Source organism: Parazoarcus communis, assembly GCF_003111645.1.
GTDB classification, from domain to species: Bacteria; Pseudomonadota; Gammaproteobacteria; order Burkholderiales; family Rhodocyclaceae; genus Parazoarcus; species Parazoarcus communis_A.
The window spans coordinates 1,031,900-1,057,911 of the sequence record NZ_CP022187.1; the positions used below are offsets into that span (position 1 = coordinate 1,031,900).

Consider the following 26,012-nt stretch of genomic DNA (forward strand, 5'->3'; position numbering starts at 1 on the left):
GGTTGTCCTTTCGTGAATCAGGAATGAACCAGTGTGCCCTCGTCCTCACCCATGACCACACGCTTGAGTGCGCCCGGCTTGAAGATCGAAAACACGTTGATCGGCAACTTCTGGTCTCGGCAAAGTGCAAATGCGGTCGAATCCAGCACTGCGAGATTGCGGCCGATTGCCTCGTCGAAACTGATGCGGTGAAAACGCTGGGCAGCGGGATCCTTCTTCGGATCAGCCGTATACACACCGTCCACCTTGGTGGCTTTCAGCACGATCTGGGCGCCGATCTCGGCACCGCGAAGCGCAGCAGCCGTATCGGTCGTGAAGAAGGGGTTGCCCGTACCTGCGGCAAAGATGACAACCCGCCCCTCTTCAAGGTGACGGATCGCGCGGCCGCGAATATAGGGCTCGACCACCTGGTCGATGCGAAGCGCAGACTGAACACGCGCCTCGAGCCCCATCCGGCGCATGGCATCGGCAAGCGCCATGGCATTCATGACCGTAGCCAGCATGCCCATGTAGTCAGCCGTGGCGCGGTCCATACCGGACGCTGCGCCTTTCATGCCGCGGAAAATGTTGCCGCCGCCGATCACCACCCCAACCTGCACACCAAGACGCGACACCTCGGTGATCTCGGCGACAATGCGGCTGACCACATCCTCGTTGATCCCGTAGGCGTCATCACCCATCAAGGCTTCGCCCGAAAGCTTGAGCAGAATGCGGGAGTAAGCAGCAGCGGTCATTTTCAAAGCTCCTTACTTCTGCGCAGCAGCGGCAGCCTGGGCAGCCACTTCAGCAGCGAAGTCGTTCACTTTCTTCTCAATGCCTTCACCGACCACATACAGCGTGAAGCTGGCGATCGAAGCCGAACGCGACTTGAGCAGCGCCTCGACGGTCTGCTTGTCATCCTTGACGAAAGGCTGACCCAGCAGGGTGACTTCCTTCAGGTACTTCTGCACGGTACCGTCGGCAATCTTTTCGAGCATGGCTTCCGGCTTGCCGGCTTCGCGCGCCTTCTCGATCGCGATGCGACGCTCTGCTTCGATCAGGTCGGCAGGCACGCCAGTGGAGTCGAGCGACTTCGGCTTGGACGCGGCGATGTGCATCGCGAGATCCTTGCCCATCTGCTCGTCGCCACCAACCAGGTCGATAAGCACACCGATACGAGCACCGGCGTGGATGTAGCTGGCGACAGAGCCCTTCGCTTCGATGCGGACAAAGCGACGCACGGTGATGTTCTCACCGATCTTGCCCACCAGTGCCGAACGGAACTGCTCGACGGTCTGGCCGTTGAGTTCGAGCGCAGCAAGCGCGTCGACATCAGCCGGGTTCTTCTCGGCGATCAGTGTCGCGAGCGACGCAGCCAGCGCGATGAAGTCATCGTTCTTGGCGACGAAGTCGGTTTCGCAGTTGAGCTCGACCATTGCTGCGAGCTTGCCATCGGCGGAAAGATGCGTGCCGACGATGCCTTCAGCGGTAACACGGGCTGCTGCCTTGGAAGCCTTGTTGCCGAGCTTGATGCGCAGAATTTCCTCAGCCTTGGCCATGTCGCCAGTTGCCTCGGTCAGTGCCTTCTTGCATTCCATCATCGGCGCGTCAGTCTTCTCGCGCAGTTCCTTGACCATGCTTGCGGTGATTTCCGCCATGCTAACTCCTGAATGTTCGTTTACAGCACACGGCGGGCACCGGCCCGCCGCGGAAAACTATCGTTTCAACCCCGAGGCAGGATCAGGCCTGTTCCTGGGAGTTCTCTTCTTCGACTTCAACAAATTCGTCGCCGCCGGCAGACACGATTTCCTGCAGCACCTGGCTGCGACCCTGCAGCACAGCATCGGCCACGCCGCGGGCGTAAAGGCGGATGGCGCGCGAGGAGTCATCGTTGCCGGGGATCACGTAATCCACGCCTTCGGGCGAGTGGTTGGTATCAACCACGGCCACGACCGGAATGCCAAGCTTCTTGGCTTCAGTAATGGCGATCTTGTGGTAACCAACGTCGATCACGAACAGTGCATCGGGCAGGCCGCCCATGTCCTTGATGCCGCCGATACTTTTCTGCAGCTTGTCCATTTCGCGCTGGGCGGTCAGGGCTTCGCGCTTGCTCAGACGCTCCATGGAGCCGTCTTCGACCATCGCTTCCATTTCCTTCAGGCGCTTGATCGACTGCTTGACCGTCTTGAAGTTGGTCAGCATGCCGCCGAGCCAGCGCTCATCAACGAAAGGCATACCTGCACGACGTGCTTCCTCGGCGAGAATCTCGCGAGCCTGACGCTTGGTGCTGACAAACAGGATGGTGCCGCGGTTTGCCGACAGCTTGCGGGCAAAGTCCATGGCTTCGTTGTACTTGACCATCGTCTTTTCGAGGTTGACGATGTGGATCTTGTTGCGGTGGCCGAAGATGTACGGGGCCATACGCGGATTCCAGAAACGGGTCTGGTGACCAAAGTGAACGCCCGCTTCGAGCATCTGACGCATTGTTACTGACATGTGAAACTCCAGATCTAGGGTTAGCCTCCGCCGAACCGGATGCGAAGCGCTGCCGGACACCCGTCCTGACAAGCTTTTCGCACCTGCGCCGCAACAGACGTATTACCTGCATGCGGACCCCGATCGATTCGGCGTGTGGATTTTGCCTGCGCAAGCAGACAAGCCCGTGATGATAGCACTGAGACATGACAGCGCTCAAGCCAAGATGCAATGTCGAGTTTGCCCGCAGAGGACGCATGCGCTAGCCTAGAGACCTTTTACAGCCCCTCTTCCCCACCATGAGCATCACGATAAAGACCGCAGAGCAAATAGAACAGATGCGCGTCGCCTGCCGCCTGGCCGCAGAGGTCCTTGATTACATCGAGCCCTTTGTCCAGCCTGGCGTCACCACGGGCGAACTCGATCGCCTGTGCCACGACTACATGGTCAACGTTCAGAACACCGTCCCGGCGCCGCTCAATTATGCACCGCCGGGTTACACGCCCTACCCGAAGTCGATCTGCACCTCGATCAACCATCAGGTCTGCCATGGCGTACCGGGCGACAAGGCGCTCAAGAAGGGCGACATCGTCAACCTGGATATCACCGTGATTACGCCCGAGGGCTTTCACGGCGACACCAGCCGCATGTTCATCGTTGGCAAGGATGGCTCGATTCTCGCCAAGCGCCTGTGCCAGGTGACCTTCGAATGCCTCTGGCTCGGCATCGCAGCAGTTCGCCCGGGCGCGCGACTGGGCGACATCGGCCACGTCATTCAGCGTCACGCTGAAGGCAACGGTTTTTCCGTCGTGCGCGAATTCTGCGGGCACGGAATCGGACTCAAGTTCCACGAAGAACCTCAGGTGCTGCACTACGGCAAGCCGGGGACTGGCGTCGAGCTCGAAGCCGGGATGATCTTCACCATCGAACCGATGATCAACGCAGGCAAGGCCGCGATTTCCGAGCTGCCCGACGGCTGGACCATCGTCACCAAGGATCGCAGTCTGTCCGCGCAGTGGGAGCACACCATCGTGGTGACCGAAACCGGCGTCGAAGTGCTCACGCTGTCCGCCAACTGCCCGCCGCCGCCCGCACTCGTTGCAGACCGATTCGCCTGAGGGCGCACAGCAGGAAAGACAACTTTGACCTCAAGTGATCCACTGCAGCAGGCCATCAACGACGAACGCCAGCACCTGATCGACGGACACGCAAGCCTGCGAGCCGCCTATGAAGCGCACCCCCTCACGGCCCAGCTGCTCCATGGCCGGTCGAAGCTCGTAGACAGCACGATCGGTCGGCTATGGAAGGCCAGCGGCATTCCGGCCAGCATTGCGCTGGTCGCAGTGGGCGGTTATGGACGGGGCGAGCTCTTCCCCTGCTCCGACGTCGACCTGCTGATTCTCCTGCCCGAACCCCCTGACGAAGCACTGCAGTCCCAGCTCTCAATGCTGGTCGGGGCGCTGTGGGACGTTGGCCTGGATATCGGGCACAGCGTGCGCACCATCGAAGAGTGTCTCGACGCGTCGCTTGGCGACATCACGGTGCAGACCACGCTGCTCGAGGCACGCCTGCTCACGGGCAACGCCGAGCTGTTCAAGGACTTTACCGAACGCTACCGCGACCAGCTCGACGTTCGCGCATTCTTCAAGGCCAAGCAGCTCGAACAGGAGCAGCGCTACGCCCGCTATCACGACACCCCCTACGAACTTGAGCCCAACTGCAAGGAGAGCCCCGGCGGCTTGCGCGACCTGCAGATGCTGGGCTGGATCTCGCGCGCGGCGGGACTGGGCCGAAACTGGCGCGAACTTGCCCGCCGTCGCCTGATCACCGGCGAGGAGGCGAGCGACCTGCGCAACGTCGAACGCTTCCTTCAGCACGTCCGGATCCGCCTGCACTATCTCGCGGGCCGCGCCGAGGACAGACTGCTGTTCGATCATCAGGAAAGACTGGCCCACATCATGGGCATCGAGGCCACCGCCGCAAAGCGCGCCTCCGAAATCCTCATGCAGCGCTACTACCTTACGGCGAAGACGGTCACCCAGATCAACGGCATCCTGCTGCAGAACTACGGCACGGAGATCTTCCCGGACCGCAACTCACCTGCGATCGTCATCAACAGCCGCTTTCAGGCGGTTCGCGAGCTGCTGGACATCCGCAATGACAACGTTTTCGAGCGCACGCCGTCCGCCCTGCTCGAGTGCTTCCTGCTGCTCGAGCAGCGCTCCGAACTGAAGGGGATGACCGCGCGAACGCTGCGCGCCGTATGGCTCAATCGCAAGCGCGTCAACGCGGCGTTTCGAGCCGACCCAAGGAATCGCGCCCTCTTCATGGAGATCGTGACTCAGAAGCGCGGCGTCGTTCACGCTTTCAGGCAGATGAATCAGTACGGCATCATGTCGCGCTACCTGCCGCCCTGGCGCAAAATTCTGTGCCAGATGCAGCACGACCTGTTTCATGCCTACACGGTCGATCAGCACATCCTCATGGTCCTGCGCAACGTCCGCCGCTTCAGCATGGGCGAGCATGCGCATGAATACCCGCTGATGACCCGCCTCATCCTCGGCTTCGATCGCTACTGGCTGCTCTACATCGCCGCTCTCTTCCACGATATTGCAAAGGGTCGTGGCGGCGATCACTCCAAGCTCGGCATGACCGACGCGCGCGATTTCTGCCGCGATCACGGCATCGACAAGGATGACGCCGAACTGGTCGTCTGGCTGGTTCAGCACCATCTCACCATGTCGCATGTCGCGCAAAAGGAAGACACCTCCGACCCGGATGTGATTCACGCCTTCGCTACCACCGTGGGTGACGAGCGTCGCCTGACCGCGCTCTATCTTCTGACGCACGCAGACATTCGCGGCACCAGCCCCAAGGTGTGGAACGGATGGAAAGGCAAGCTTCTGGAGGATCTCTTCTTCGCCACCCAGCGCCTGCTGCGAGGCGCCACGCCGCAACAGGCGCTTGGGCTTGACGACCGCCAGGAGAACGCAAGCCACCTGTTGCGCTACCACGGCCTGCGCCAGGGCGTGGAAGATGCGCTCTGGGCACAGCTGGACGCGGTGTACTTCATGCGCCATTCGCCCGAGGAGATTGCCTGGCACACCAGGGTGCTCTACTTCCGCCCGAACGCTGAGGAGCCCGTCGTCAAGGCACGCGTCTCCGACGAGGAGGATGGTGTCCAGGTCATGGTCTTCGCCCGCGACCAGAAGGATCTCTTCGTTCGCCTTACCGGCTTTTTCGGCCGGCTCGGCTTCACCATTCTCGATGCCAAGGTGCATACGACCCGTCACGGCTATGCGCTGGACAGCTTCATGCTGCAGGACAGCGGGCGCAGTGCGAGCTATCGCGACATCGTCGCCCTCATCGAGCACGAACTCAGCATCCTGCTGGTGAATCAGGACGAGCCGCAGCGGCCCGCAAGCGGACGGGTCTCGCGCCAGGTCAGACACTTTCCGGTCACACCCAAGGTCAGCCTTCGCGCCGACGAAGCCGGGCGTCACCACATCCTGTCGCTCACCGCATCGGACCGTCCCGGTCTGCTGTACGACGTCGCGGAGATTCTGGCAAAGCATGGCGTCAGCGTCGAAACCGCCAAGATTGCAACACTTGGCGAACGCGTCGAAGACACCTTCCTGCTTACCGGAGGGGGACTGTCTCAGGACGCGCGGGTCCTGCGTATCGAGCAGGAACTCATCGACAGGCTGCAGGTGTAAACGCAGTCGGGGCGGCTCTCACGAGCCACCCCGACTGTTTGCAGACATCGATGCGCCAGGCGACCGTTCAGTGCCCTTTGCTGCCGTGCAGGCGATCCATCAGCGCATACAGCACACCTGAAAACAGGAAGGTGATGTGGATGCCGACCATCCATCCAAGCTCGCGATCAGTCAGGTTCTGGACGTTCATGAAGGCCTTGAGCAACTCGATTCCGGAAATGGCAACGATCGAGCCGATGAGCTTGATCTTGAGATCCGAGAAGCCGATGTGCCCCATCCAGTCCGGACGGTCCCGATGGCTGTGCAGGTCGTCCATCTTGGAGACGAAGTTCTCGTAACCGCTGAACATGATGATGATCAGCAGGTTCATGATCAGTGCGATGTCCACCAGCGACAGCACCCCGATGATCAAATCGCCACCCGTGGCGGTCATGATGCTGCCGAAGATCCCAAACACTTCCTTGGTGAACTTGATCAGCAGGACGACCATGGCCAGCACCAGTCCGAAGTAGACCGGTGCCATCAGCCAGCGACTGGAAAACAGCAGGTGCTCGAAAGCGTTTTCGATTCGTTTCATGGGTTTCCGCAACGCGAATTGAACAGCGATGGATTGTAGCAGCGCAGCATTACACCACGCTCAGTCCTTGCAGATATGCTCCAGCAGATTGTGCACCCGCATCATCGCAGCCTGCAGAACGACTTCGATATCGTCGAAATGAATGCCCTGCTCGCTCGACGAACGCCCTGCCGCGCAGTTCACCACGACGTTGATCGCCGCATACGGCACGTCGAGCTCACGCGCAAGCACTGCCTCCGGCATGCCGGTCATGCCAACCAGGTCGGCGCCGTCACGCTCAAGCCGGTTGATCTCGGCCGCAGTCTCGAGCCGGGGTCCCTGGGTGGTCGCATAGACGCCGCCATCAAACACGGTCTCGCCCGCTGACGCCGCCGCTGCAAGCAGTCGCTGGCGCAGCGCCTCGTCGTAGGGACGCGTGAAATCGATGTGGCGAACCGGCTTGTCGACGCTGTCGAAATAGGTGCTCTTGCGCCCCCAGGTGTAGTCGATGATCTGATCCGGGATCACCAGCGCACCGGGTACATAGTCGTCACGAATGCCGCCCACCGAAGCCACCGACACGATGGCACTGGCCTTTGCTTCCTTGAGCGCCCAGATGTTCGCTCGATAGTTCACCTGATGCGGCGGAATCGTGTGGCCATAGCCGTGCCGCGCAAGAAACACGACAGGCGTGTTGCACAGGGCGCCAAACGTCAGCGCCCCCGAGGGCTCGCCATAAGGGGTGCGAACGACTTCGCGACGGACGATCTCGAGACTGGAAAGCTGCGTCAGACCGGTGCCGCCTATGATTGCGAGCATTAGAACTCTCCGCTGAAAAACGGCGCGAATTCTATCACGCGCCCACTTTGCCGCCGCGCACGCGACCGCAAGCGAAATGACGCGGAAGATTCATGCTGCGCCGCGATAGCACGTGTTAGAATGATCGACTTTTCAAAGACTTCCCTTTCCCATGTCCCGTTCCATCCGCAACATCGCAATTATTGCCCACGTCGACCACGGCAAGACGACCCTGGTTGACCAGCTCCTGCGCCAGTCCGGCACCTTCCGTGAGAACCAGCAGATGGGCGAGCGGATCATGGACTCGGGCGATATCGAGAAGGAACGTGGCATCACGATTCTGTCGAAGAACTGTGCCATTCAGTACGGCGACACCCACATCAACATCGTTGATACCCCGGGGCACGCCGACTTCGGCGGTGAAGTCGAGCGCGTGCTGTCGATGGTCGACAGCGTGCTGCTGCTGGTCGATGCGGTCGAAGGCCCGATGCCGCAGACCCGCTTCGTGACCCGCAAGGCACTTGCCCTCGGCCTCAAGCCGATCGTCGTGGTGAACAAGATCGACCGTCCGGGCGCACGTACCGACTGGGTGATCAACCACACCTTCGACCTCTTTGACAAACTCGGCGCAACCGACGAGCAGCTCGACTTCCCGGTCGTGTACGCCTCTGGCCTGAACGGCTTTGCCGTGCTCAACGAAGACGACGAGCGCACCGACATGCGCCCGCTGTTCGAGGCGATCCTCAAGCACGTGCCGCAGCCCGAAGTGGATGCGGACGGCCCGCTGCAGATGCAGGTGTGCTCGCTGGACTACTCGACCTACATGGGCCAGATGGGTATCGGCCGCATCAAGCGCGGTCGTGTCCGCCCCAACCAGGAAGTCGTCGTAATGTATGGCGACGAGAACCGTGGCAAGGGCAAGATCAGCCAGATCCTGACCTTCAAGGGACTCGAACGCTCGCCGGCCGAATCCGCCGAAGCCGGCGACATCGTGATCGTGGCCGGACTGTCGCAGGTCAACATCGGCGTCACCATCTGTGACCCCGAAAACCTTGAGGGCATGACCCCGATCGCGGTGGACGAGCCGACCCTGACCATGAACTTCATGGTCAACTCCTCGCCGCTCGCCGGCCGTGAAGGCAAGTTCGTTACCAGCCGCCAGATTCGCGAGCGCCTGGAAAAGGAACTGCTCAAGAACGTCGCACTGCGGGTTAACTTCACCAGCGACTCCGACGTGTTCGAAGTCTCCGGCCGTGGCGAATTGCACCTGACCATCCTGCTCGAAAACATGCGTCGCGAAGGTTACGAACTGGCCGTGGGTCGCCCGCGTGTCGTGTTCAAGGAGATCGACGGCGTCAAGTGCGAGCCATACGAGATGCTGACCGTCGACGTGGAAGAGGATCACCAGGGCGGCGTGATGGAAGAGCTCGGCCGCCGCCGTGGCGAACTGCAGGACATGCAGCCGGACGGCAAGGGTCGCGTCCGTCTCGAGTACCGCATCCCCGCGCGTGGCCTCATCGGCTTCCAGGGCGAGTTCCTCACCATGACGCGTGGTACCGGCCTGGCCAGCCACGTGTTTGATGACTACGGTCCGATGGCCAGCGCCATGGCCGAGCGTCGCAACGGCGTGCTGATCTCGCAGAACGACGGCGACGCAGTTGCCTACGCGCTGTGGAACCTCCAGGATCGCGGCCGCATGTTCGTGAGCCCGGGTGAAGCACTGTACGAAGGCATGATCATCGGCATCCACACCCGCGACAATGACCTCGTGGTCAACCCGATCAAGGGCAAGCAGCTGACCAACGTGCGTTCGTCCGGTACCGACGAAGCCGTTCGCCTGATTCCGCCGATCGGTCTGTCGCTGGAGTCGGCAATCGAGTTCATCGCCGACGACGAAATCGTCGAGATCACCCCGAAGAACATCCGCCTGCGCAAGCGTCACCTCAAGGAAAACGACCGCAAGCGTGCAGCCAAGAGCGACGCGGCTTAAGCCCGTTCAGCCAGTCCGATTCTGACAGCAAAACGCCCCGCCTGATCACTCAGGCGGGGCGTTTTTCCTTTCCGGCTGCGCCTTGGGTGAAAGGCATCCGGCACAGCGGGACATTCAGCATCCGCTGCAGGGGCGCGCGCTGCCTTCGACGTTTCCGTGGGGGAATCGTGAAGGCAGACGACAGTCCGGCGCTTACTTGTCCTTCTTCTTGGTGACGGCGGCGCCAAAGCGCTCGTTGAGGTAACTCGAAAGTTCTTCGCCGATCTCGTGATGGCGCAGACCAAGCTCGATGGTTGCCTTCAGATAGCCCATCTTGGAGCCACAATCGTATCTCACACCCTGGAACTGGTATGACAGGACCGCCTCTTCCTTGAGCAGGGACGCGATCGCATCGGTCAGCTGATACTCGCCACCGGCGCCCGGCTTGAGCGCACGAATGTGATCGAAGATACGCGGCGTCAGGATGTACCGTCCAACCACGGCCTGCGTGGTCGGCGCATCTGCGGGCTTCGGCTTCTCGATGATGCCGGTGACACGCTGTACGTCGCCATTCTGGTTCTCGGTGCTGACGATACCGTACTGGCGGGTCTCCTCGCGCGGTACGTTCATGGTTCCGAGCACTGAGCAACGATGGTAGTTGTAGACACCAACCATCTGCTGCATCACCGACGAGGAGCCCGGGTTGTCGAGCAGGTCATCGGCGAGGATGACCGCAAAAGCCTCATCGCTCACAACATGGCTTGCGCACAGCACCGCATGCCCAAGGCCGAGCGCTTCGGACTGGCGGATGTAGATGCAGTTGACGCCTTTCGGCACGGTCTTCTTGACGATCTCGAGCAGCTCGTTCTTGCCGCGTGCCTCGAGCTCGGTTTCCAGCTCGTACGCCTTGTCGAAGTGATCCTCGATCGAGCGCTTGGTGCGCCCCGTGATGAAGATCATGTCGGTAATACCCGCCGCCACCGCCTCTTCGACCGCGTACTGGATCAGGGGCTTGTCGACGATCGGCAGCATTTCCTTCGGACTCGCCTTGGTGGCGGGCAAGAAACGCGTGCCCATGCCGGCTACGGGAAATACGGCCTTGGTGACTTTCTTCATGTATTCGACTCCTCGGTGTTCCTGTTCTGTAACGTTGAGAATGCTTGATCGTGTAAGTGGAAGACCCTAACCCGCGCTGGCCAGCAATGAGAGCAGGCCGGCCTCATCGACAATGTCGATACCCAGCGCCTCCGCCTTCGTCAGCTTCGAGCCTGCATCCGCGCCCGCAACCAGATAATCGGTCTTCTTTGAGACGGAACCCGTCACCTTGCCGCCCTTGGCCTCGATCAGCGCCTTGGCCTCATCACGGCTCATCGTCGGCAAGCTGCCTGTCAGCACAAAGACCTTTCCCGCCAGTGCGCCAGAAGGGACAGGTGCGGGCTCACCCTCAGCCCACTCGACACCTGCAGCGCGCAACTGCTCGATGATTTCGCGGTTATGCGCCTCGGCAAAGAATTCGACGATGCATTTCGCAACAATCGGGCCGACGTCGGGCACCTGCTGCAGGCACGTCTCGTCAGCCGCCATCACCGCATCCAGATTGCCGAAATGCAGTGCAAGATCGCGCGCCGTGGCCTCGCCGACGTTGCGGATGCCAAGCGCGAAGATGAATCTTCCCAGTGTCGTGTGACGGCTCCTCTCGATCGCCGCCAGAAGGTTCTGCGCAGACTTCTCGCCCATGCGTTCGAGATTGGCCAGCGCAAGAATGCCGAGGCGATAGATGTCGACCGGGGTCTTGATGATCGCGGCATCGACAAGCTGTTCGACCAGCTTGTCGCCCAGCCCCTCGATATCCATTGCACGGCGACCGGCAAAATGCAGCAGCGCCTGCTTGCGCTGTGCCGGGCAGTAGAGCCCGCCAGTACACCGTGCAACGGCCTCGTCCTCTCCCCTGACCACATGCGACCCGCACACCGGACAGCACGGCAGGCCGTCACGCTGGGGCAGACTCTCAAGCAGCTTGAAGCGCGGCAGATCCTGCTCACGACGCTCGGTCACCGGTGCAACGATCTCGGGGATGACATCGCCCGCACGGCGCACTATGACCCAGTCGCCGAGGCGAATATCCTTACGATCGATCTCGTCCTGATTGTGCAGGGTGGCATTGGTCACCGTCACCCCGCCGACGAACACGGGTTCGAGCCGGGCGACGGGCGTCACCGCCCCTGTGCGCCCCACCTGCACCTCGATACCGCGCAAACGCGTCACGGCTTCCTGCGCCGGGTACTTGTGTGCAACAGCCCAGCGCGGCTCACGCGTCACGAAGCCAAGCTGGCGCTGCAGGGCAAGCGCATTGACCTTGTAGACGACGCCGTCGATATCGAAGGCAAGACTGTCACGCAACGCGCCGACCCGGGTGTGAAACCCTGCCAGGCCAGCGCCACCTGCAACCACATCACGATGCTTGCACACCGGAAAACCGAACGCCTCCAGTGCATCGAGAATGCCGGCGTGCGTGGCCGGCGTGTTCCACCCCACGGTTTCACCGAGCCCGTAGGCGAAAAACGACAGGGGACGACGTGCTGCAATACCCGGATCGAGCTGGCGGATGCTGCCAGCTGCGGCATTGCGGGGATTGACGAAGACCTTTTCGCCCGCTGCGGATTGACGCGCATTGAGCGCTTCGAAGTCGTCGCGGCGCATGTAGACCTCGCCGCGCACTTCGAGCACCGGTGGCACATCACCGCGCAAACGCAGCGGAATCGCCCTCACCGTGCGCACGTTGCTGGTGACATCCTCGCCATTCTCGCCGTCACCGCGGGTTGCAGCCTGCACCAGCACACCGTCCTCGTAGCGCAGGCTCATGGCAAGGCCGTCAAACTTGAGCTCGGTCGCGTACTCAACGTCCGGATCGCTTTCGTCGAGACCGAGTTCGCGGCGCACCCTCGCATCGAAGGCATGCGCCCCGCTCTCTTCGGTGTCCGTCTCGGTGCGGATCGACAGCATCGGGATGCGGTGCCTGACGGCGGGAAACTGGGCCAGTGGCTTGCCACCAACCCGCCGTGTCGGCGAGTCCGGGCTTGCAAGCTCAGGAAACGTCTTTTCGATGCCTTCCAGCTCCTGGAACAGGCGGTCGTACTCGGCATCGGAAATGGTCGGCGCGTCGAGCACATAGTAGGCGTGCTCGTGCCGGGCCAGTTCGGCGCGCAGCCAGGCTGCACGCTCGATCGTCTTGCTGTCAGCCGGCATCATGCAGAAAACAGTCGCCTGGCCAGTGACCCGCCGGCCGGAATACGCTGCTCGGCCATGTGTTCCTGAAACTGCTGGATCTGCGCGCGGATCAGGGCCGCGGCCTCCGGTCCGAAGGGCGCACGATTGTCGTCGACCACGACGCCGCCAAGCGTGTTGCCGAGATGGCCTGCACACTGCATCATGCGTTCGAACACCACACCACCATCGGCCACCCTCGGCACATCGATCACCAGCGTGACACCGTTGGTCTGAAGGCTGCGCATGCCGTCCGATGTAAACAGGGTGGGCTCGAGGTTGCACAGGGTATACAGGGTGTTCCCTTCCTCATCGCAGGCATGGAAACAGCCGTCACCACGCAACACCAGGCCCTCAGCTTCGGCCAGTCCGCGAATCTTGGTACCGTGGAAGGGCTGGCCATTGGCGGAGACGACGTTGATTCCGATCTGCACATCGACATCTGCGCAGAAGCGGTCGAGTTCGGTCGCGTTGCCCAGCACTTCACTGCGTGCAGGCAGCCCGGCCGGCACCGCCAGGAACTGCTCTGCAACCCGTTGCACACCACCCGAGAAGCGGATGTAGTCCCCTTCGCCAATCGAACCCTGCCGGTCGACCAGTTGCAGCGCTACGCAGAACCAGTGGTAACTGCCAGCACTGTGCGGGGTCAGTCGATGCCACAGGTTCTCGCTGTCATCGAAACCAAACCAGCGCACGGCCTTGCTCAGGCCATCCAGCGCTTCCTGTTGTGCAGCCCACAGGCGGGACGCATCGAGCGGCTCGATGGCTTCGACACGGATGATGCAGTCGGCGCGCACATCCAGCGCCTCCGGATAATCCGGCAACACCCGTTTGGGGGCGGGATCGCGGTAAGGACGGGACGGCGCGGCACTCGCCGGCGCGACATCGTCTGCGACAGGTTCGCGGCGTGCCGATGCACCCTCTGCACGTGGCCCTTCGCCCGGCTCCAGCAACACGTCGCGATGATCTGAACGGAACGCCTCCTCGGCCTGCTTGCGGTGCTTTCGCTCCTGCCACTTGTTGTAGGCGACGATGGCGATGAAGCCTGCGACACCCGCACCGATCAACCCAATCTGAAGTTCGCTGTCCATAATTATTCCTGTTGTTACGCTGCGGCCGGCTCAGCCATCCGCAACGCCTCTTCGATATCCACTTCCACCACGCGCGACACGCCCTGCTCCTGCATGGTCACCCCGACCAGTTGCTGCGCGATCTCCATCGTGATCTTGCTGTGACTGATGAAGATGAACTGCGTCTGCGATGACATGCGCTTCACCATCTGTCCATAGCGCTCGGTATTCGTATCGTCCAGTGGCGCATCAACCTCGTCAAGCATGCAGAAGGGCGCGGGATTGAGCTGGAACATCGCAAACACCAGCGCAATCGCCGTCAGCGCCTTTTCTCCGCCCGAAAGCAGATGAATGGAGGCATTCTTCTTGCCCGGCGGCTGGGCCACTATCTGGATGCCTGCATCGAGAATCTCGTCACCCGTCAGCACCAGCTCTGCGCGCCCGCCCCCGAACAGCTGCGGGAACAGGGTGGAGAACTGCATATTGACGGTATTGTAGGTCTCCTGCAGCTGCTCACGCGTGTCGCGGTCGATGCGGCGAATGGCATCCTCCAGCGTAGCGATGGCCTGGAGGAGGTCTTCGGTTTGCGCATCCAGGTATCCCTTGCGCTCGGATGCCGCCCGCAGTTCGTCGAGTGCGGCAAGGTTTACCGCCCCAAGTTCCGCAATTTCACGTCCCAGCCGTGCCACTTCGCGCTGCAGGGTCGTTTCCTTCAGGTCTGACGCCAGCAGCGGCGCCAGCGCGGCTTCGTCCGCCCCCGCTTCGACCAGGCGCTCATCGAACTGCGCTGATGCCAGTTCTGCCGCCTGTACCGCCAGCCTGAGCTCGGAAACCCGGTTGCGCACCGGCGCGGCTTCCTGCTCGGTGCGCATGCGCAATTCCTCGACCTGGCGCAGCTTCATCGTCATCTGCTCCAGCGCGTCACGGCACGAAGCCAGCGCGGCCTCCCTGGTCGTGCGCAGCGCAAGCGCAGACTGCAGTGCATCGGCGCTGCGCACATCGTCGATTGCCTCGAGCTCCTGCCCCCTCGCCTTGCTTTCCCGCGCAATGCGCTCGAGCTGTTCGCTGGCAAGCTGCTCATTGCGGGCGATGTCTTCGAGCTTGCCGGCACACTCGCGTTCCGAAAACCGTGCCTCCTGCAGATCCCGGGCGCAGGCCTGCTCCAGCGCACGCAGTTCGCGCAGGCTCTGCTCGCGCTCCTGCAGTACTTCGCTCGCGGCATCGAGCCGATTGCGCTGCAGCTCGGCAAGCTCGGTCGCGCGGGCGTGTTCGAGCTCGGCCCGGGCGTGGTGCTCGCGCTCGGTGGCTTCCAGACGCACCAGATCGTCCAGGTCGCGCTCGAGCTGGCTGCGTCTTTCTTCGGCCCGGCTCAGCGCCTGACTGAGCTTGAGCACGTCCACCTGCTCGGCATGCAGTTGTGCCTGTGCGCCCTGAAGCTCGCGGCGCAGGCCGTTGATGCGTTCCTGCAGGTCGGCCGTTGCTGCCTCGGCCGCCAGCAGTGCGTCGTGCGCACCACGGGCTTCGTCTTCCAGCATTTGCTGTTGTTCTGCAAGCTGGTCGATCTCACGCTGACGCTCCATGACGCCATGCGTGCGGCTGTCGGGCACGAAATGAATCAAGGCATGACGGCTCAGCACCTGACCGCGCGCGCCTACCAGACAGACATCCGCATCGAGTTGCCCGCGCCGCGGCAGCCAGTCCTCGATGTGCTCGACCGCGTAACAGCCGCGCAGCCAGTCTTCCAGCAGCGGACGCAGATTTTCATCCAGCAACTGAACGCGCTCGATCAGCGGCGTGGTGCCCGCGGGCGGGGATGAGACCGCTCCGGACATCGGCACACCACCCAGCGCCAGGGCAAGCGACTCGGGCGGCAACTCGTCGAGCATTCCGCGTGCAACCTCGTCGGCGCTTCCCTCGTCGAGCGTAAGGGCGGACAGGCGTTCGCGGAGAATGGCCTCGACCGCGGCCTCCCAGCCTTCGGTCACGCGCAGGCTGCGCCACAGCGGCGGCAGTTCAACGAAACCGTGGCGCTTGAGCCAGTCGCCCAGCTTGCCCTGCGACTGCACCCGGGATTGAAGCTGCACCAGCGCGTCGCGCCGGGCGCGCAATTCGGTCAGCCGGCGTTGAACCATCCGTTCGTGATCCAGCGCCTGCTTCAGCCCGGCCTGCGCATCCGGCAAACGCCCCTGCAGATCGAGGAGCGCCCCCTGCTGTTCCTCGAGTGCGTCCTGCTGCGCCTCTACGCGTGCTTCGCGCTCTGCCAGCTCACGTGCATCCGGCCCCTGAATCGCGCCACGCTCGCTCTCGAGGCGGGCCCGACGCTGCTGCAGGGCGTCCAGCGCACGTGTCGCGCTTGCGCGGTTCGCTTCTTCCACCCGCAACTGCTGCTCGGTCTGGGCGAGTTCGCGACGTGCGGCCGCCACGGTGCCATCAGCCGCCTGTCGGGCAGCGTCCGCATCGGGCAGCCTGTCGGCAATCTCGACATGCCGGCCTTCGGCCTGCTCAGCGCGCATCGAGGCGTTCTCGGCGAGCGCTTCCCAGCGTTCGCGCTCACCACCCATGGTTTCGCGGCGAGCGATCCAGTGCGCATGATCGAGTTCGAGCTGTGCAAGACTGGCCTCAAGACGCTTGCGCGCCTCGGCAAGGTGCTGCAGTTCGGTTTCGAGCCGGGTCACCTCGGCGCTGACAGCGAAGAGATCGCTCTGCGCAAGGTGCACCGCTTCGGAGGCGGAAAAATGTGCTTCGCGACTGGCCTCGATGGCGCTGTCGAGCTCCTGCAGGCGGGCGCTGTCGGTGTCGATCCGCAGGCTGTTCCGGTTCAGCTCCTCCACCAGGCGCTGGTGCTCCGATCGCGCCTCGTTGCGCTTGAGCAGCCACAACAGCTGCTGCTTCTCGATGTGCGAGTTGTTGAGCGCGTTGTATCGCGCGGCAACCTCCGCCTGTGCCTCGAGGTGCCCGATGCGCTCACCGAGCTCGGTGCGGATGTCATCCAGACGGGCGAGGTTGTCGCGCGCATCCGACAGGCGGCCTTCGGTTTCCTTGCGCCGCTCGCGATACTTGGTGACCCCTGCGGCTTCTTCGAGAAAGCCACGGATATCCTCGGGGCGCGCCTCGATGATGCGCGAGATCATGCCCTGCTCGATGATTGCGTATGCCCTCGGCCCCAGCCCGGTGCCGAGAAACACATCAATCACGTCCTTGCGCCGGACATGAACGTTGTTGATGTAGTAGCTCGAATCGCCACTGCGGTCGAGCACTCGCTTGACCGAGATCTCCGCATAGCGCGACCACTGCCCCGACGCCCGGCCCTCGCTGTTGTCGAAGACCATCTCCACGCTTGCGCGCGACACCGCCTTGCGAGTGGTCGAGCCGTTGAAGATGACGTCCTGCATCGACTCGCCGCGCAGCGCGGACGCCCGAGTTTCGCCCAGCACCCAGCGCACCGCATCGATGATGTTCGACTTGCCGCACCCGTTGGGACCGACAACCCCTACCAGGTTGCCCGGCATGATCACGGTCGTCGGATCGACGAAGGTCTTGAAGCCGGCAAGTTTGAGCTTTGAAAGACGCACGATGGGGCGCAGGCAGAGTGGGAAACAGGGTGACAAGACCCGGATTCGGTAATGCCGGGAAGGCGGCGCATGATAACATCTTCGGCCTTTACGACCCGCTCGGTCCGGCCTCAGAACCGGATGAAAAGTGTTCCAAAGTGAATCCGAACCTCACCCGTCTGCACTCCTACCCCTTCGAAAAACTGCGCAACCTGTTCGAGGGTATTACGCCACCCGCCGACCTCAAGCCAATCAGGCTTTCGATTGGTGAGCCCCAGCATGCGACGCCGGGCTTCATCCGTCAGGCATTGGCGGACAACCTCGACGGACTCGCGACTTATCCGACCACTCAGGGGTCGGATGCGTTGCGCGGTGCCATCGCCGGCTGGCTGCAGCGACGTTACGGCTTGCCCACCATCGACGCGGCAAGCCAGGTACTGCCGGTTAATGGGTCGCGTGAGGCGCTGTTCGCCTTCGGTCAGTGCGTCATTGACGGCAGGCGCCCGAACGCCAAGGTGCTGTGTCCGAACCCTTTCTATCAGATCTACGAAGGCGCGGCCTTTCTCGCCGGCGCTGAACCGGTATTTCTGAACAACGTGCCTGACAACGGATTTGCGTCCGACTTCGACAGCATCCCCGACGAGGTCTGGCGCGACGTGCAACTCGTTTTCGTGTGTTCGCCGGGCAATCCGACCGGGCGCGTTCTGAGCCAGGAAGAATGGCAGCGCCTGTTCGACCTCTCCGACCAGCACGATTTCGTGATTGCGGCGGACGAGTGTTATTCGGAGATCTATTTCGACGACGACGCTCGCCCCATCGGGGCACTCGAGGCGGCTCACCGTCTGGGCCGCACCGATTTCCGCAACGTTGTGATGTTCTCCAGCCTGTCCAAGCGCTCCAACGTACCCGGCCTGCGTTCGGGATTCGTCGCTGGCGACGCGCGCATTCTCAAGGACTTCCTGCGCTACCGCACATACCACGGCTGCGCGATGAGCAATACTGTGCAGGCAACCTCGATTGCGGCCTGGAATGACGAAGCCCATGTTGCGGAAAACCGCCGCCTGTATCGTGAAAAGTTCGCCCTCATCACGCCCATGCTGTCAGCCTGTCTCGAAGTCGAACTGCCGGACGCCGGATTCTACCTGTGGGCGCGCACCCCGCTGCCCGACACCGAATTCGCCCGCCGCCTGCAGGCTGAATATAATGTGACGGTGCTGCCCGGCAGCTACCTCGCCCGCGAGTCCGGCGGAATCAACCCCGGCGCCGGCTTCGTGCGCATTGCGCTCGTGGCCGACACCGCCGAATGTGTGGAAGCGGCGGAACGTATCGTCGCCTTCTGTCAAAAACTGTAAGAGAGTCCCCTCAAATGCAAGAACTGCAAACCATCATCGACACCGCCTTCGAGAACCGCGCCAGCCTGTCGCCCTCCTCCGCTCCGGCCGAGATCCGCAATGCCGTGGAAAGCGTGATTGCAGGCCTCGACGCCGGCACACTGCGCGTTGCCGAAAAGAAGGATGGCCAGTGGGTGGTTAACCAGTGGATCAAGAAGGCGGTTCTGATCTCCTTCCGTCTGCGCGACAACGAAGTCATGCCGGCCGGCAGCCTCAACTTTTTCGACAAGGTCCCCACCAAGTTCGGCGATTACACCCCCGAACAGTTCCGTGAAGGCGGCTTCCGCGTGGTGCCGCCTGCCGTCGCACGCAAGGGCAGCTTCATCGGCAAGAACGTGGTGCTGATGCCCTCCTACGTGAACATCGGCGCCTACGTCGATGAAGGCACCATGGTCGATACCTGGGCGACCGTTGGTTCCTGCGCCCAGATCGGCAAGAACGTGCACCTGTCTGGCGGCGTTGGCATCGGTGGCGTGCTCGAGCCGATTCAGGCCGGTCCCGTGATCATCGAGGACAATGTCTTCGTCGGCGCCCGCTCGGAAGTCGTCGAAGGCGTGATCATCGAAGAGAACGCCGTTCTGTCGATGGGCGTGTACATTGGCCAGAGCACCAAGATCTACGATCGCGAAACCGGCGAAGTGCATTACGGCCGTGTCCCGGCCGGTGCTGTTGTCGTGCCCGGCAGCCTGCCGTCGGCCTGCGGCAAGTACAGCCTGTACTGCGCGGTCATCGTGAAAAAAGTGGACGCACAGACCCGCGCCAAGACCGCCATCAACGATCTGCTGCGCGCCTGATCCGACGTTTCTGCCTTCAACGGGGCTTCGGCCCCGGATTTGATTGACCTGCCCGGGAGTCCGATGCAATGATTTTCGACAAGCTTTTCCAGCTCATGGCCGAAAAACAGGCCTCGGACATCTTCATCACCGCAGGCGCGCCGATCCACATCAAGATTCAGGGTCATACCGTACCGATCAATCAGCAGGTCATGGATCCCGCCATGACCCAGAAGATGATCTACGAGATGATGACACCGGAGCAGATCGAGCACTTCGAGCGCGACAAGGAGCTGAACCTCTCCTTCGGTCGTCGCGATGTCGGCAACTTCCGGGTCAACGTGTTTCTTCAGCGCAATTCGGTTGCCGTGGTCGTGCGATTCATCCAGGGCGATATCCCCACCATCGAGAGCCTCGGCCTGCCTGGCTCGCTCAATGATGTCGTGATGGAAAAGCGCGGCCTGGTACTGGTTGTCGGCGCCACGGGTTCCGGCAAATCGACCACGCTTGCGTCGATGATCGATCACCGCAACCGCAATCGCACCGGGCATATCCTGACGGTGGAAGACCCGATCGAGTATCTGTTCAAGCACCGCAAGTCGGTCGTCAACCAGCGCGAAGTCGGCATCGACACCCATAGCTGGCACGAAGCCCTGCGCAACGCCATGCGTCAGGCGCCCGACTGCATCCTGATCGGTGAAATTCGGGACAAGGAAACCATGCAGGCTGCGCTCGCCTATGCGCAGACCGGGCACCTGTGCCTCGCCACCCTGCATGCCAACAATGCGTATCACGCGCTGAACCGGATCTCCAACTTCTTCCCGATGGAGAACCGCTCCCTCCTTTATCTCGACCTTTCCGTTGCACTGCGCTGCATCATCTCGCAGCGCCTGGTCCGCAAACCCGACGGAAGGCGGATTCCGGCAGTTGAGACCCTGATGAACACCCGTCATGTGGCGGAACTGATCGAACGTGGCGAAATCAATGCGGTGAAGGAAGCCATGGAGCAAAGCCTTGCCCCCGGCTCACAGACCTTCGAGCAGGATCTGTTCCGTCTCTATCACGAAAAGATCATCACCCTCGACGAGGCCCTTGCCAACTCCGATTCGCCAACCAACCTGTCGTGGCTGATCAACAACGCCCAGTTCAACCCCAACGCCAAGACCGACAACGAAAAACCGGCCCCGCAGATCACGGACTTCGAGAGCACCCAGCCCGACGGCGCCTCCTTCCGTGAATTCACCCTGCACCTGGACGGCAACGGCTAGCACCGCACACAATAAAACATGAACATGCCCCTCCCCAACGAACCGACGCTGGCACTTGCCTGCGACCTGATTTCACGCGCCTCGGAAACCCCCGAGGATGCAGGCTGCCTGGACCTGATCCAGGCGCGTCTCGCCCCGCTGGGCTTTCGCTTTGAACGTATCGATGTCGGCGGCGTCTGCAACCTTTGGGCACGCCGCGGAGAACAGGCTCCGGTACTGTGCTTTGCCGGTCACACCGACGTTGTCCCGACCGGCCCGCTCGAGCGCTGGGACAGCCCCCCGTTCGAGCCCACCATTCGCGACGGCATGCTCTATGGCCGTGGCGCGGCCGACATGAAAACCTCGCTCGCCGCCTTCGTGACCTCGATCGAGCAGTTCATTGCCGATCACCCGAACCACAGTGGCAGCATTGCGCTGCTGCTTACGTCAGACGAGGAAGGCATTGCCTCCCACGGCACGGTCAAGGTCGTCGAAGCGCTCGCTGCGCGCGGCGAACGGCTCGACTACTGCATCGTTGGCGAACCCACCTCGGTGAACACCCTGGGTGACACCATCAAGAATGGCCGCCGCGGTTCGCTCTCCGGCACCCTTCGCGTCAAGGGCCAGCAGGGACACGTCGCCTACCCGCAGCTGGCACGCAATCCGATCCACATGCTCGCACCCGCGCTGGCCGAACTCACCACCATCCGCTGGGATGAAGGCAACGAGTTCTTTCCCGCAACCACCTGGCAGGTCTCCAATATCCACGCCGGAACCGGCGCCAACAATGTGATTCCCGGCGAATGCGAAGTGATGTTCAATTTCCGCTTCGCTTCGGTGTCGACCGCAGATGAACTGAAGGCGCGCACGCATGAAGTGCTCGACCGCCACGGACTCGAATACACGATCGACTGGCACCTCTCGGGCAAGCCCTTCATCACCGGTCGTGGCAAGCTGGTCGCCGCACTGTCGGGCGCGATCAGCGAAACGCTCGGCGTCGAAACCGAGCTATCCACCACCGGTGGCACTTCGGACGGTCGTTTCATTGCAGATGTCTGCAGCGAAGTCGTCGAGTTCGGCCCCGTCAACGCCACCATCCACAAACTGAACGAGTGTGTCGCAGTTGATGCGATCGCACCGCTTTCCACCGTTTACATGCGCACCCTGCGCACCCTACTGGCTGCCTGACCCTGACATGACCCAAGACACCGACGCTCACGAGCACGACGAACACGATCACGACCACGAGCACGAAAGTGGCCCGCTTGCCGAACTCGTTACCGTACGCGACTGGCTACGCTACGCCGTCACCCGTTTCAATCGCGGCCAGGTTTTTTGCGGACACGGCGTCACCAGCGTTTTCGACGAAGCCGCATGGCTGATCCTGTCCTCGCTCGCGCTCCCGATCGACCGCCTCGACCCCTTCCTCGACGCCTGCATTCCGTCCGATGAGCGCGTTGCACTGTTCGATAACATCGAGCGCCGCGTCGTCGAACGCGTACCCACGGCCTATCTGGTCAAGGAAGCCTGGCTCGGGGATTTCCGCTTCTACGTCGATGAACGTGTGATCGTGCCGCGCTCCTTCTTTGCCGAACTGCTCGACGAAGGGTTCTCGCCCTGGATCGAGGACCCCGACACGGTCACCAGCGCACTCGACCTGTGCACCGGTTCTGGCTGCCTTGCCATCCTGATGGCACACGTCTTCCCCAACGCCGACATCGCTGCGGTCGACCTTTCCGAAGACGCGCTGGCCGTCGCCCGCCGCAACGTAGACGACTACGGCCTTGGCGATCAGGTCGAACTGATCCACAGCGACGTGTTCAGCAATGTCGGCGACCGTCGTTTCGACCTGATCCTGAGCAACCCGCCCTACGTCACGGCCGATGCAATGGCAGCCCTGCCCGCCGAATACCGCCACGAGCCCGAAATGGCGCTGGCAGCCGGTAGCGACGGACTCGACATCGTGCGAACATTGATCGCGGAGGCGGCCAGTCATCTCCACCCCGAGGGGATACTCGCGGTGGAAGTCGGGCACAATCGTGAACTGGTGGAAAGTGCATTCCCGGAACTGCCGTTCAACTGGCTCAGCACACGCGGGGGCGAAGACATGGTATTCATTCTGCGACGAGAAGATCTGCCGGGCGCCCAGGACTGAGCGCGCCGGAATTCCGTGCCGGCCTGCATGGCAGACCGGCACGTTCGGGGAGAGAACAAGATGGCGATGGACCGCCCGATTCTGCTGATCGAGGACAACCCCGATGACGAGGCCCTGACGCTACGCGCGTTCACGAAGAACCGGATCACCAATCCCGTTGTCGTGGCCAGAGATGGCGTCGAGGCCATCGACTACCTCACCGGAACCGGCTCACATCAGGGGCGGGACATGACCGTCATGCCGGTGCTGATTCTGCTCGACCTCAAACTGCCCCGCATCGACGGCCTGGAAGTGCTGCGGCGCATTCGTGCCGAAGAGCACACCGCGATGCTCCCGGTGGTGGTGCTCACGACATCGCGCGAAATCCAGGACATCCAGCAGGCCTACCGGCTCGGCGCCAACAGCTATATTCGTAAGCCGGTGGACTACGAGCGCTTCATTCACGCCGTCAGCCAGATTGCCCTGTACTGGCTGACGCTCAATGAAACACCCGAAAGCGCGGCAAACAGCCCGTACTGATCAACTGCACAGGCCCGCTCACGCGCAGGCAACACCCTGTGCAGCCGCTCGCCTGATGCGCAAAAAAAGACCCGCTCAGCTTGACGCCTGCGGGTCTTCTTCCTTGCGACTCCGGGCTGTCGCCCAATGTCGCCGACTGAGCGCTTAGCTCAGCTCATCGATCCAGGCCTGCTGAATGCCTTCGAGAATGCGTTCGCCACAGTGCTTGGCGTCGTCATCAAACTCGGGCAAGGCGAGCACCCAGTTCATCAGGTCGACAAAATTCACCTTGGTCGGGTCGACATCCGGATGTGCATCGGCAAGCTGGATGCCGATCTCCTGAACTTCAGTCCATTTCATCAGTGCTTGCCCTCCCTGGCCATGTTGATGGTGTAACGGGGAATCTCGACCACCAGCGGAACGGCACGGACGACAGCCTGACAGGAGAGTCGGGACTGCGGCTCCAGGCCCCAGGCCTTGTCCAGCAGATCTTCCTCCTCTTCTTCCGCTTCTCCGAGCGAGGAAAAACCCTCACGCACGATCACGTGGCAGGTCGTGCAGGCACAGGACTTCTCGCATGCGTGCTCGATCTCGATGCCATTTTCAAGCAGGCCGTCACAGATGGTGGTGCCTTCGGCAACCTCCAGAACCGTCCCCTCCGGGCACAGTTCGACATGCGGCAGCACAATAATCTGGGTCATACAGGAATCTCATCTATCTTGTGACCGGCAAGCGCAGAACGGATGCTGCTGTCCATGCGCCGCGCGGCAAATTCGTCGGTAGCTTTGGCAAGCGCCTCGATCCCGGCCTTGATTGCGCGATGATCCTCGCCGTCGCGCAGACTGCGCAAACGGGCAAGCACTTCATCGATCTGCGCTCTTTCGCCGTCGTCGAGCAACTGTCCATCCTTGAGCAGCGCCTGCTCGGTCGCTTCAATGACACGGTCGGCCTCGACCTGCTGCTCGCGCAGCGCACGCGCAACGAGATCGTCCCCGGCGCGTTCGACACCGGCCTGCAACATCCCAGCGATCTCGTCGTCGGACAGGCCGTAGGACGGCTTCACCAGCACACTGGCCTCGACGCCCGAGGACATCTCACGTGCAGACACCGACAGCAATCCATCGGCATCCACCTGGAAAGCCACCCGGATGCGGGCTGCACCCGCCACCATCGGCGGAATCCCGCGCAGCTCGAAGCGCGCCAGCGACCGGCAATCCGACACCAGTTCGCGCTCGCCCTGAACCACGTGGAAAGCCATGGCGGTCTGACCATCCTTGAAGGTCGTGAACTCCTGAGCGCGTGCTATCGGCAGCGTCGCATTCCGGGGCACGACCTTCTCCACCAGGCCGCCCATGGTTTCCAGGCCGAGCGACAGCGGGATAACGTCGAGCAGGAGCCAGTCCTCGTCATCTTCCTTGCGGTTGCCGACCAGCGCATTCGCCTGCATGGCGGCACCAAGTGCCACGACCTTGTCGGGGTCGAGGTTGGTCAGCGGCTCTTGCCCGAAATATTCGGCAACTGCGCGCTGGATGTGAGGCATGCGCGTCGCACCGCCCACCATCACCACGCCCTTGATCTCTTCCGGGCTCAGGCCTGCATCGCGCAGCGCCTTGCGTACCGGACCGAGGGTTTTCTGCACCAGGTGACGGGTGAGTTGCGCGAACTGGTCACGACTGATGACCAGGTTGATCTCCTCGCCCGTGCTCAGCACAAGGTGGATTGGCGCCTCTTCACAGGCCGTCAGCAACTCCTTCGCCTCGCGCGCCTTGATCTGCAGACGACGCGAGTCAGTGGATGACAGCGGCGGCAACTTCGATTCTTCGAGAATCCAGCAGAACAGCCGATGATCGAAGTCGTCACCGCCGAGCGATGCGTCGCCGTTGGTCGACAGCACCTCGAACACGCCACGTGACAGCTTGAGAATGGACAGATCGAAAGTGCCGCCGCCAAGGTCGTACACCGCATACGTGCCTTCGGCCGCGTTATCGAGCCCATAGGCCACTGCAGCAGCGGTCGGTTCGTTAAGCAGTCGCAGTACATCCAGCCCGGCCAGGCGGGCCGCGTCCTTCGTGGCCTGACGCTGGGCATCGTCAAAATAGGCCGGAACCGTGATCACCGCGCCGCTCAACGCACCGCCAAGGCTCGCCTCCGCACGCAGACGCAGGGTGCGCAGGATCTCTGCAGAAATTTCGACCGGGCTCTTCACCCCCTGCACGGTGCGCAAACGCACCATGCCGGGGCTGTCCTCGAAGTCGTAAGGCATGGTTTCGACGTGAGCTACATCCTTGAGCCCGCGCCCCATGAAACGCTTGACCGACACGATCGTGTTGCGCGGGTCGCTTGCCTGCGCCTGAATCGCCGACTGACCGACATCGATGCTGCCATCGGCGCGATATCGCACGATGGAAGGCAGCATCGAACGGCCCGTTTCATCGGCAAGGCACACCGCGATGCTGTTGCGCACCGTGGCGACCAGCGAGTTTGTGGTGCCGAGGTCGATACCCACCGCGAGCCGGTGCTTGTGCGGCTCGGTGGACATTCCGGGTTCTGCGATCTGCAACAGTGCCATC

At 62.2% G+C, this 26,012-nt stretch carries 21 protein-coding genes; 9 read left to right on the forward strand and 12 right to left on the reverse strand.

Annotated features, from left to right (window positions below; genetic code table 11):
- Positions 1-17: 17 nt before the first annotated feature.
- The 3 genes from pyrH to rpsB form a co-directional block, all read right to left on the reverse strand.
- Complete coding sequence (pyrH, locus tag CEW83_RS04780) at positions 18-734, reverse strand: UMP kinase (RefSeq protein ID WP_108948316.1); 717 nt, start codon at positions 732-734, stop codon at positions 18-20.
- A gap of 12 nt (positions 735-746) precedes the next feature.
- A complete protein-coding gene (tsf, locus tag CEW83_RS04785) occupies positions 747-1,637 on the reverse strand; it encodes a translation elongation factor Ts (RefSeq protein ID WP_108948317.1) in 891 nt (296 codons plus the stop codon).
- An 82-nt stretch (positions 1,638-1,719) separates the two neighbouring features.
- Entirely contained in the window at positions 1,720-2,475 is a 756-nt protein-coding gene (rpsB, locus tag CEW83_RS04790; protein ID WP_108948318.1) for a 30S ribosomal protein S2, read from the reverse strand.
- A 278-nt stretch (positions 2,476-2,753) separates the two neighbouring features.
- Here rpsB and map point away from each other — a divergent pair, with 278 nt between their 5' ends.
- Both map and CEW83_RS04800 read left to right on the forward strand, forming a co-directional pair.
- Positions 2,754-3,572: a type I methionyl aminopeptidase gene (gene map, locus CEW83_RS04795; protein ID WP_108948319.1), complete on the forward strand. Its 819-nt coding sequence runs from the start codon at positions 2,754-2,756 to the stop codon at positions 3,570-3,572.
- A gap of 24 nt (positions 3,573-3,596) precedes the next feature.
- Positions 3,597-6,170: a [protein-PII] uridylyltransferase gene (locus CEW83_RS04800; protein ID WP_108948320.1), complete on the forward strand. Its 2,574-nt coding sequence runs from the start codon at positions 3,597-3,599 to the stop codon at positions 6,168-6,170.
- Between the two features lie 67 nt (positions 6,171-6,237).
- On the opposite strand, the gene CEW83_RS04805 is transcribed toward CEW83_RS04800, so the two are convergent.
- Together CEW83_RS04805 and CEW83_RS04810 are read right to left on the reverse strand one after the other, a co-directional pair.
- A complete protein-coding gene (locus CEW83_RS04805; RefSeq protein WP_108948321.1) occupies positions 6,238-6,747 on the reverse strand; it encodes a TIGR00645 family protein in 510 nt (169 codons plus the stop codon).
- Positions 6,748-6,807: 60 nt separating this feature from the next.
- Positions 6,808-7,545, reverse strand: coding sequence for an S-methyl-5'-thioinosine phosphorylase (locus CEW83_RS04810; protein ID WP_108948322.1), 738 nt, complete (start codon positions 7,543-7,545; stop codon positions 6,808-6,810).
- A 151-nt stretch (positions 7,546-7,696) separates the two neighbouring features.
- Here CEW83_RS04810 and typA point away from each other — a divergent pair, with 151 nt between their 5' ends.
- The gene (typA, locus tag CEW83_RS04815) at positions 7,697-9,514 is read left to right on the forward strand and encodes a translational GTPase TypA (protein ID WP_108948323.1); all 1,818 of its coding nucleotides are present in this window, start codon (positions 7,697-7,699) and stop codon (positions 9,512-9,514) included.
- 192 nt (positions 9,515-9,706) lie between these two features.
- On the opposite strand, the gene galU is transcribed toward typA, so the two are convergent.
- The 4 genes from galU to smc all read right to left on the reverse strand — a co-directional run bounded on the left by galU (position 9,707) and on the right by smc (position 17,399).
- Positions 9,707-10,609: a UTP--glucose-1-phosphate uridylyltransferase GalU gene (galU, locus tag CEW83_RS04820; protein ID WP_108948324.1), complete on the reverse strand. Its 903-nt coding sequence runs from the start codon at positions 10,607-10,609 to the stop codon at positions 9,707-9,709.
- A 66-nt stretch (positions 10,610-10,675) separates the two neighbouring features.
- Positions 10,676-12,739 (reverse strand): NAD-dependent DNA ligase LigA, encoded by a 2,064-nt coding sequence (gene ligA / locus CEW83_RS04825; RefSeq protein WP_108951209.1) that lies wholly within the window; start codon positions 12,737-12,739, stop codon positions 10,676-10,678.
- Positions 12,739-13,848: a cell division protein ZipA C-terminal FtsZ-binding domain-containing protein gene (locus CEW83_RS04830; protein ID WP_108948325.1), complete on the reverse strand. Its 1,110-nt coding sequence runs from the start codon at positions 13,846-13,848 to the stop codon at positions 12,739-12,741. The genes ligA and CEW83_RS04830 overlap by 1 nt, the downstream gene beginning before the upstream one ends.
- A gap of 14 nt (positions 13,849-13,862) precedes the next feature.
- Complete coding sequence (gene smc / locus CEW83_RS04835) at positions 13,863-17,399, reverse strand: chromosome segregation protein SMC (protein WP_108948326.1); 3,537 nt, start codon at positions 17,397-17,399, stop codon at positions 13,863-13,865.
- A gap of 137 nt (positions 17,400-17,536) precedes the next feature.
- Between smc and dapC the strand changes: the two genes are divergently transcribed.
- The 6 genes from dapC (at position 17,537) to CEW83_RS04865 (ending at position 23,463) form a co-directional block, all read left to right on the forward strand.
- Complete coding sequence (dapC, locus tag CEW83_RS04840) at positions 17,537-18,730, forward strand: succinyldiaminopimelate transaminase (protein WP_108948327.1); 1,194 nt, start codon at positions 17,537-17,539, stop codon at positions 18,728-18,730.
- Positions 18,731-18,744: 14 nt separating this feature from the next.
- Positions 18,745-19,563, forward strand: a complete 819-nt coding sequence (dapD, locus tag CEW83_RS04845) for a 2,3,4,5-tetrahydropyridine-2,6-dicarboxylate N-succinyltransferase (protein ID WP_108948328.1) — start codon at positions 18,745-18,747, stop codon at positions 19,561-19,563.
- Between the two features lie 68 nt (positions 19,564-19,631).
- A complete protein-coding gene (locus tag CEW83_RS04850; RefSeq protein WP_108948329.1) occupies positions 19,632-20,810 on the forward strand; it encodes a PilT/PilU family type 4a pilus ATPase in 1,179 nt (392 codons plus the stop codon).
- A 24-nt stretch (positions 20,811-20,834) separates the two neighbouring features.
- A complete protein-coding gene (dapE, locus tag CEW83_RS04855) occupies positions 20,835-21,977 on the forward strand; it encodes a succinyl-diaminopimelate desuccinylase (RefSeq protein WP_108951210.1) in 1,143 nt (380 codons plus the stop codon).
- Positions 21,978-21,984: 7 nt separating this feature from the next.
- Positions 21,985-22,944, forward strand: coding sequence for a 50S ribosomal protein L3 N(5)-glutamine methyltransferase (gene prmB / locus CEW83_RS04860; RefSeq protein WP_108948330.1), 960 nt, complete (start codon positions 21,985-21,987; stop codon positions 22,942-22,944).
- Between the two features lie 60 nt (positions 22,945-23,004).
- A complete protein-coding gene (locus CEW83_RS04865; protein ID WP_108951211.1) occupies positions 23,005-23,463 on the forward strand; it encodes a response regulator in 459 nt (152 codons plus the stop codon).
- 144 nt (positions 23,464-23,607) lie between these two features.
- Here CEW83_RS04865 and iscX read toward each other — a convergent pair whose 3' ends face one another.
- From iscX to hscA, 3 genes are read right to left on the reverse strand one after another with little or no spacing between them, the layout of a single operon-like run.
- Positions 23,608-23,802, reverse strand: coding sequence for a Fe-S cluster assembly protein IscX (iscX, locus tag CEW83_RS04870; protein WP_108948331.1), 195 nt, complete (start codon positions 23,800-23,802; stop codon positions 23,608-23,610).
- Positions 23,802-24,143, reverse strand: coding sequence for an ISC system 2Fe-2S type ferredoxin (gene fdx / locus CEW83_RS04875; protein ID WP_108948332.1), 342 nt, complete (start codon positions 24,141-24,143; stop codon positions 23,802-23,804). The genes iscX and fdx overlap by 1 nt, the downstream gene beginning before the upstream one ends.
- Positions 24,140-26,011 (reverse strand): Fe-S protein assembly chaperone HscA, encoded by a 1,872-nt coding sequence (gene hscA, locus CEW83_RS04880; RefSeq protein WP_108948333.1) that lies wholly within the window; start codon positions 26,009-26,011, stop codon positions 24,140-24,142. Before hscA ends, fdx begins: the two co-directional genes overlap by 4 nt.
- Position 26,012: the final 1 nt, after the last annotated feature.

What these genes read in the sequence shown, in the direction of transcription:
- pyrH (WP_108948316.1), bottom strand. Translation starts at nt 734, where the DNA reads ATGACCGCTGCTGCTTACTCCCGCATTCTGCTCAAGCTTTCGGGCGAA.
- tsf (WP_108948317.1), bottom strand. Translation starts at nt 1,637, where the DNA reads ATGGCGGAAATCACCGCAAGCATGGTCAAGGAACTGCGCGAGAAGACT.
- rpsB (WP_108948318.1), bottom strand. Translation starts at nt 2,475, where the DNA reads ATGTCAGTAACAATGCGTCAGATGCTCGAAGCGGGCGTTCACTTTGGT.
- map (WP_108948319.1), top strand. Translation starts at nt 2,754, where the DNA reads ATGAGCATCACGATAAAGACCGCAGAGCAAATAGAACAGATGCGCGTC.
- CEW83_RS04805 (WP_108948321.1), bottom strand. Translation starts at nt 6,747, where the DNA reads ATGAAACGAATCGAAAACGCTTTCGAGCACCTGCTGTTTTCCAGTCGC.
- CEW83_RS04810 (WP_108948322.1), bottom strand. Translation starts at nt 7,545, where the DNA reads ATGCTCGCAATCATAGGCGGCACCGGTCTGACGCAGCTTTCCAGTCTC.
- typA (WP_108948323.1), top strand. Translation starts at nt 7,697, where the DNA reads ATGTCCCGTTCCATCCGCAACATCGCAATTATTGCCCACGTCGACCAC.
- galU (WP_108948324.1), bottom strand. Translation starts at nt 10,609, where the DNA reads ATGAAGAAAGTCACCAAGGCCGTATTTCCCGTAGCCGGCATGGGCACG.
- ligA (WP_108951209.1), bottom strand. Translation starts at nt 12,739, where the DNA reads ATGCCGGCTGACAGCAAGACGATCGAGCGTGCAGCCTGGCTGCGCGCC.
- CEW83_RS04830 (WP_108948325.1), bottom strand. Translation starts at nt 13,848, where the DNA reads ATGGACAGCGAACTTCAGATTGGGTTGATCGGTGCGGGTGTCGCAGGC.
- dapD (WP_108948328.1), top strand. Translation starts at nt 18,745, where the DNA reads ATGCAAGAACTGCAAACCATCATCGACACCGCCTTCGAGAACCGCGCC.
- CEW83_RS04850 (WP_108948329.1), top strand. Translation starts at nt 19,632, where the DNA reads ATGATTTTCGACAAGCTTTTCCAGCTCATGGCCGAAAAACAGGCCTCG.
- dapE (WP_108951210.1), top strand. Translation starts at nt 20,835, where the DNA reads ATGCCCCTCCCCAACGAACCGACGCTGGCACTTGCCTGCGACCTGATT.
- prmB (WP_108948330.1), top strand. Translation starts at nt 21,985, where the DNA reads ATGACCCAAGACACCGACGCTCACGAGCACGACGAACACGATCACGAC.
- CEW83_RS04865 (WP_108951211.1), top strand. Translation starts at nt 23,005, where the DNA reads ATGGCGATGGACCGCCCGATTCTGCTGATCGAGGACAACCCCGATGAC.
- iscX (WP_108948331.1), bottom strand. Translation starts at nt 23,802, where the DNA reads ATGAAATGGACTGAAGTTCAGGAGATCGGCATCCAGCTTGCCGATGCA.
- fdx (WP_108948332.1), bottom strand. Translation starts at nt 24,143, where the DNA reads ATGACCCAGATTATTGTGCTGCCGCATGTCGAACTGTGCCCGGAGGGG.
- hscA (WP_108948333.1), bottom strand. Translation starts at nt 26,011, where the DNA reads ATGGCACTGTTGCAGATCGCAGAACCCGGAATGTCCACCGAGCCGCAC.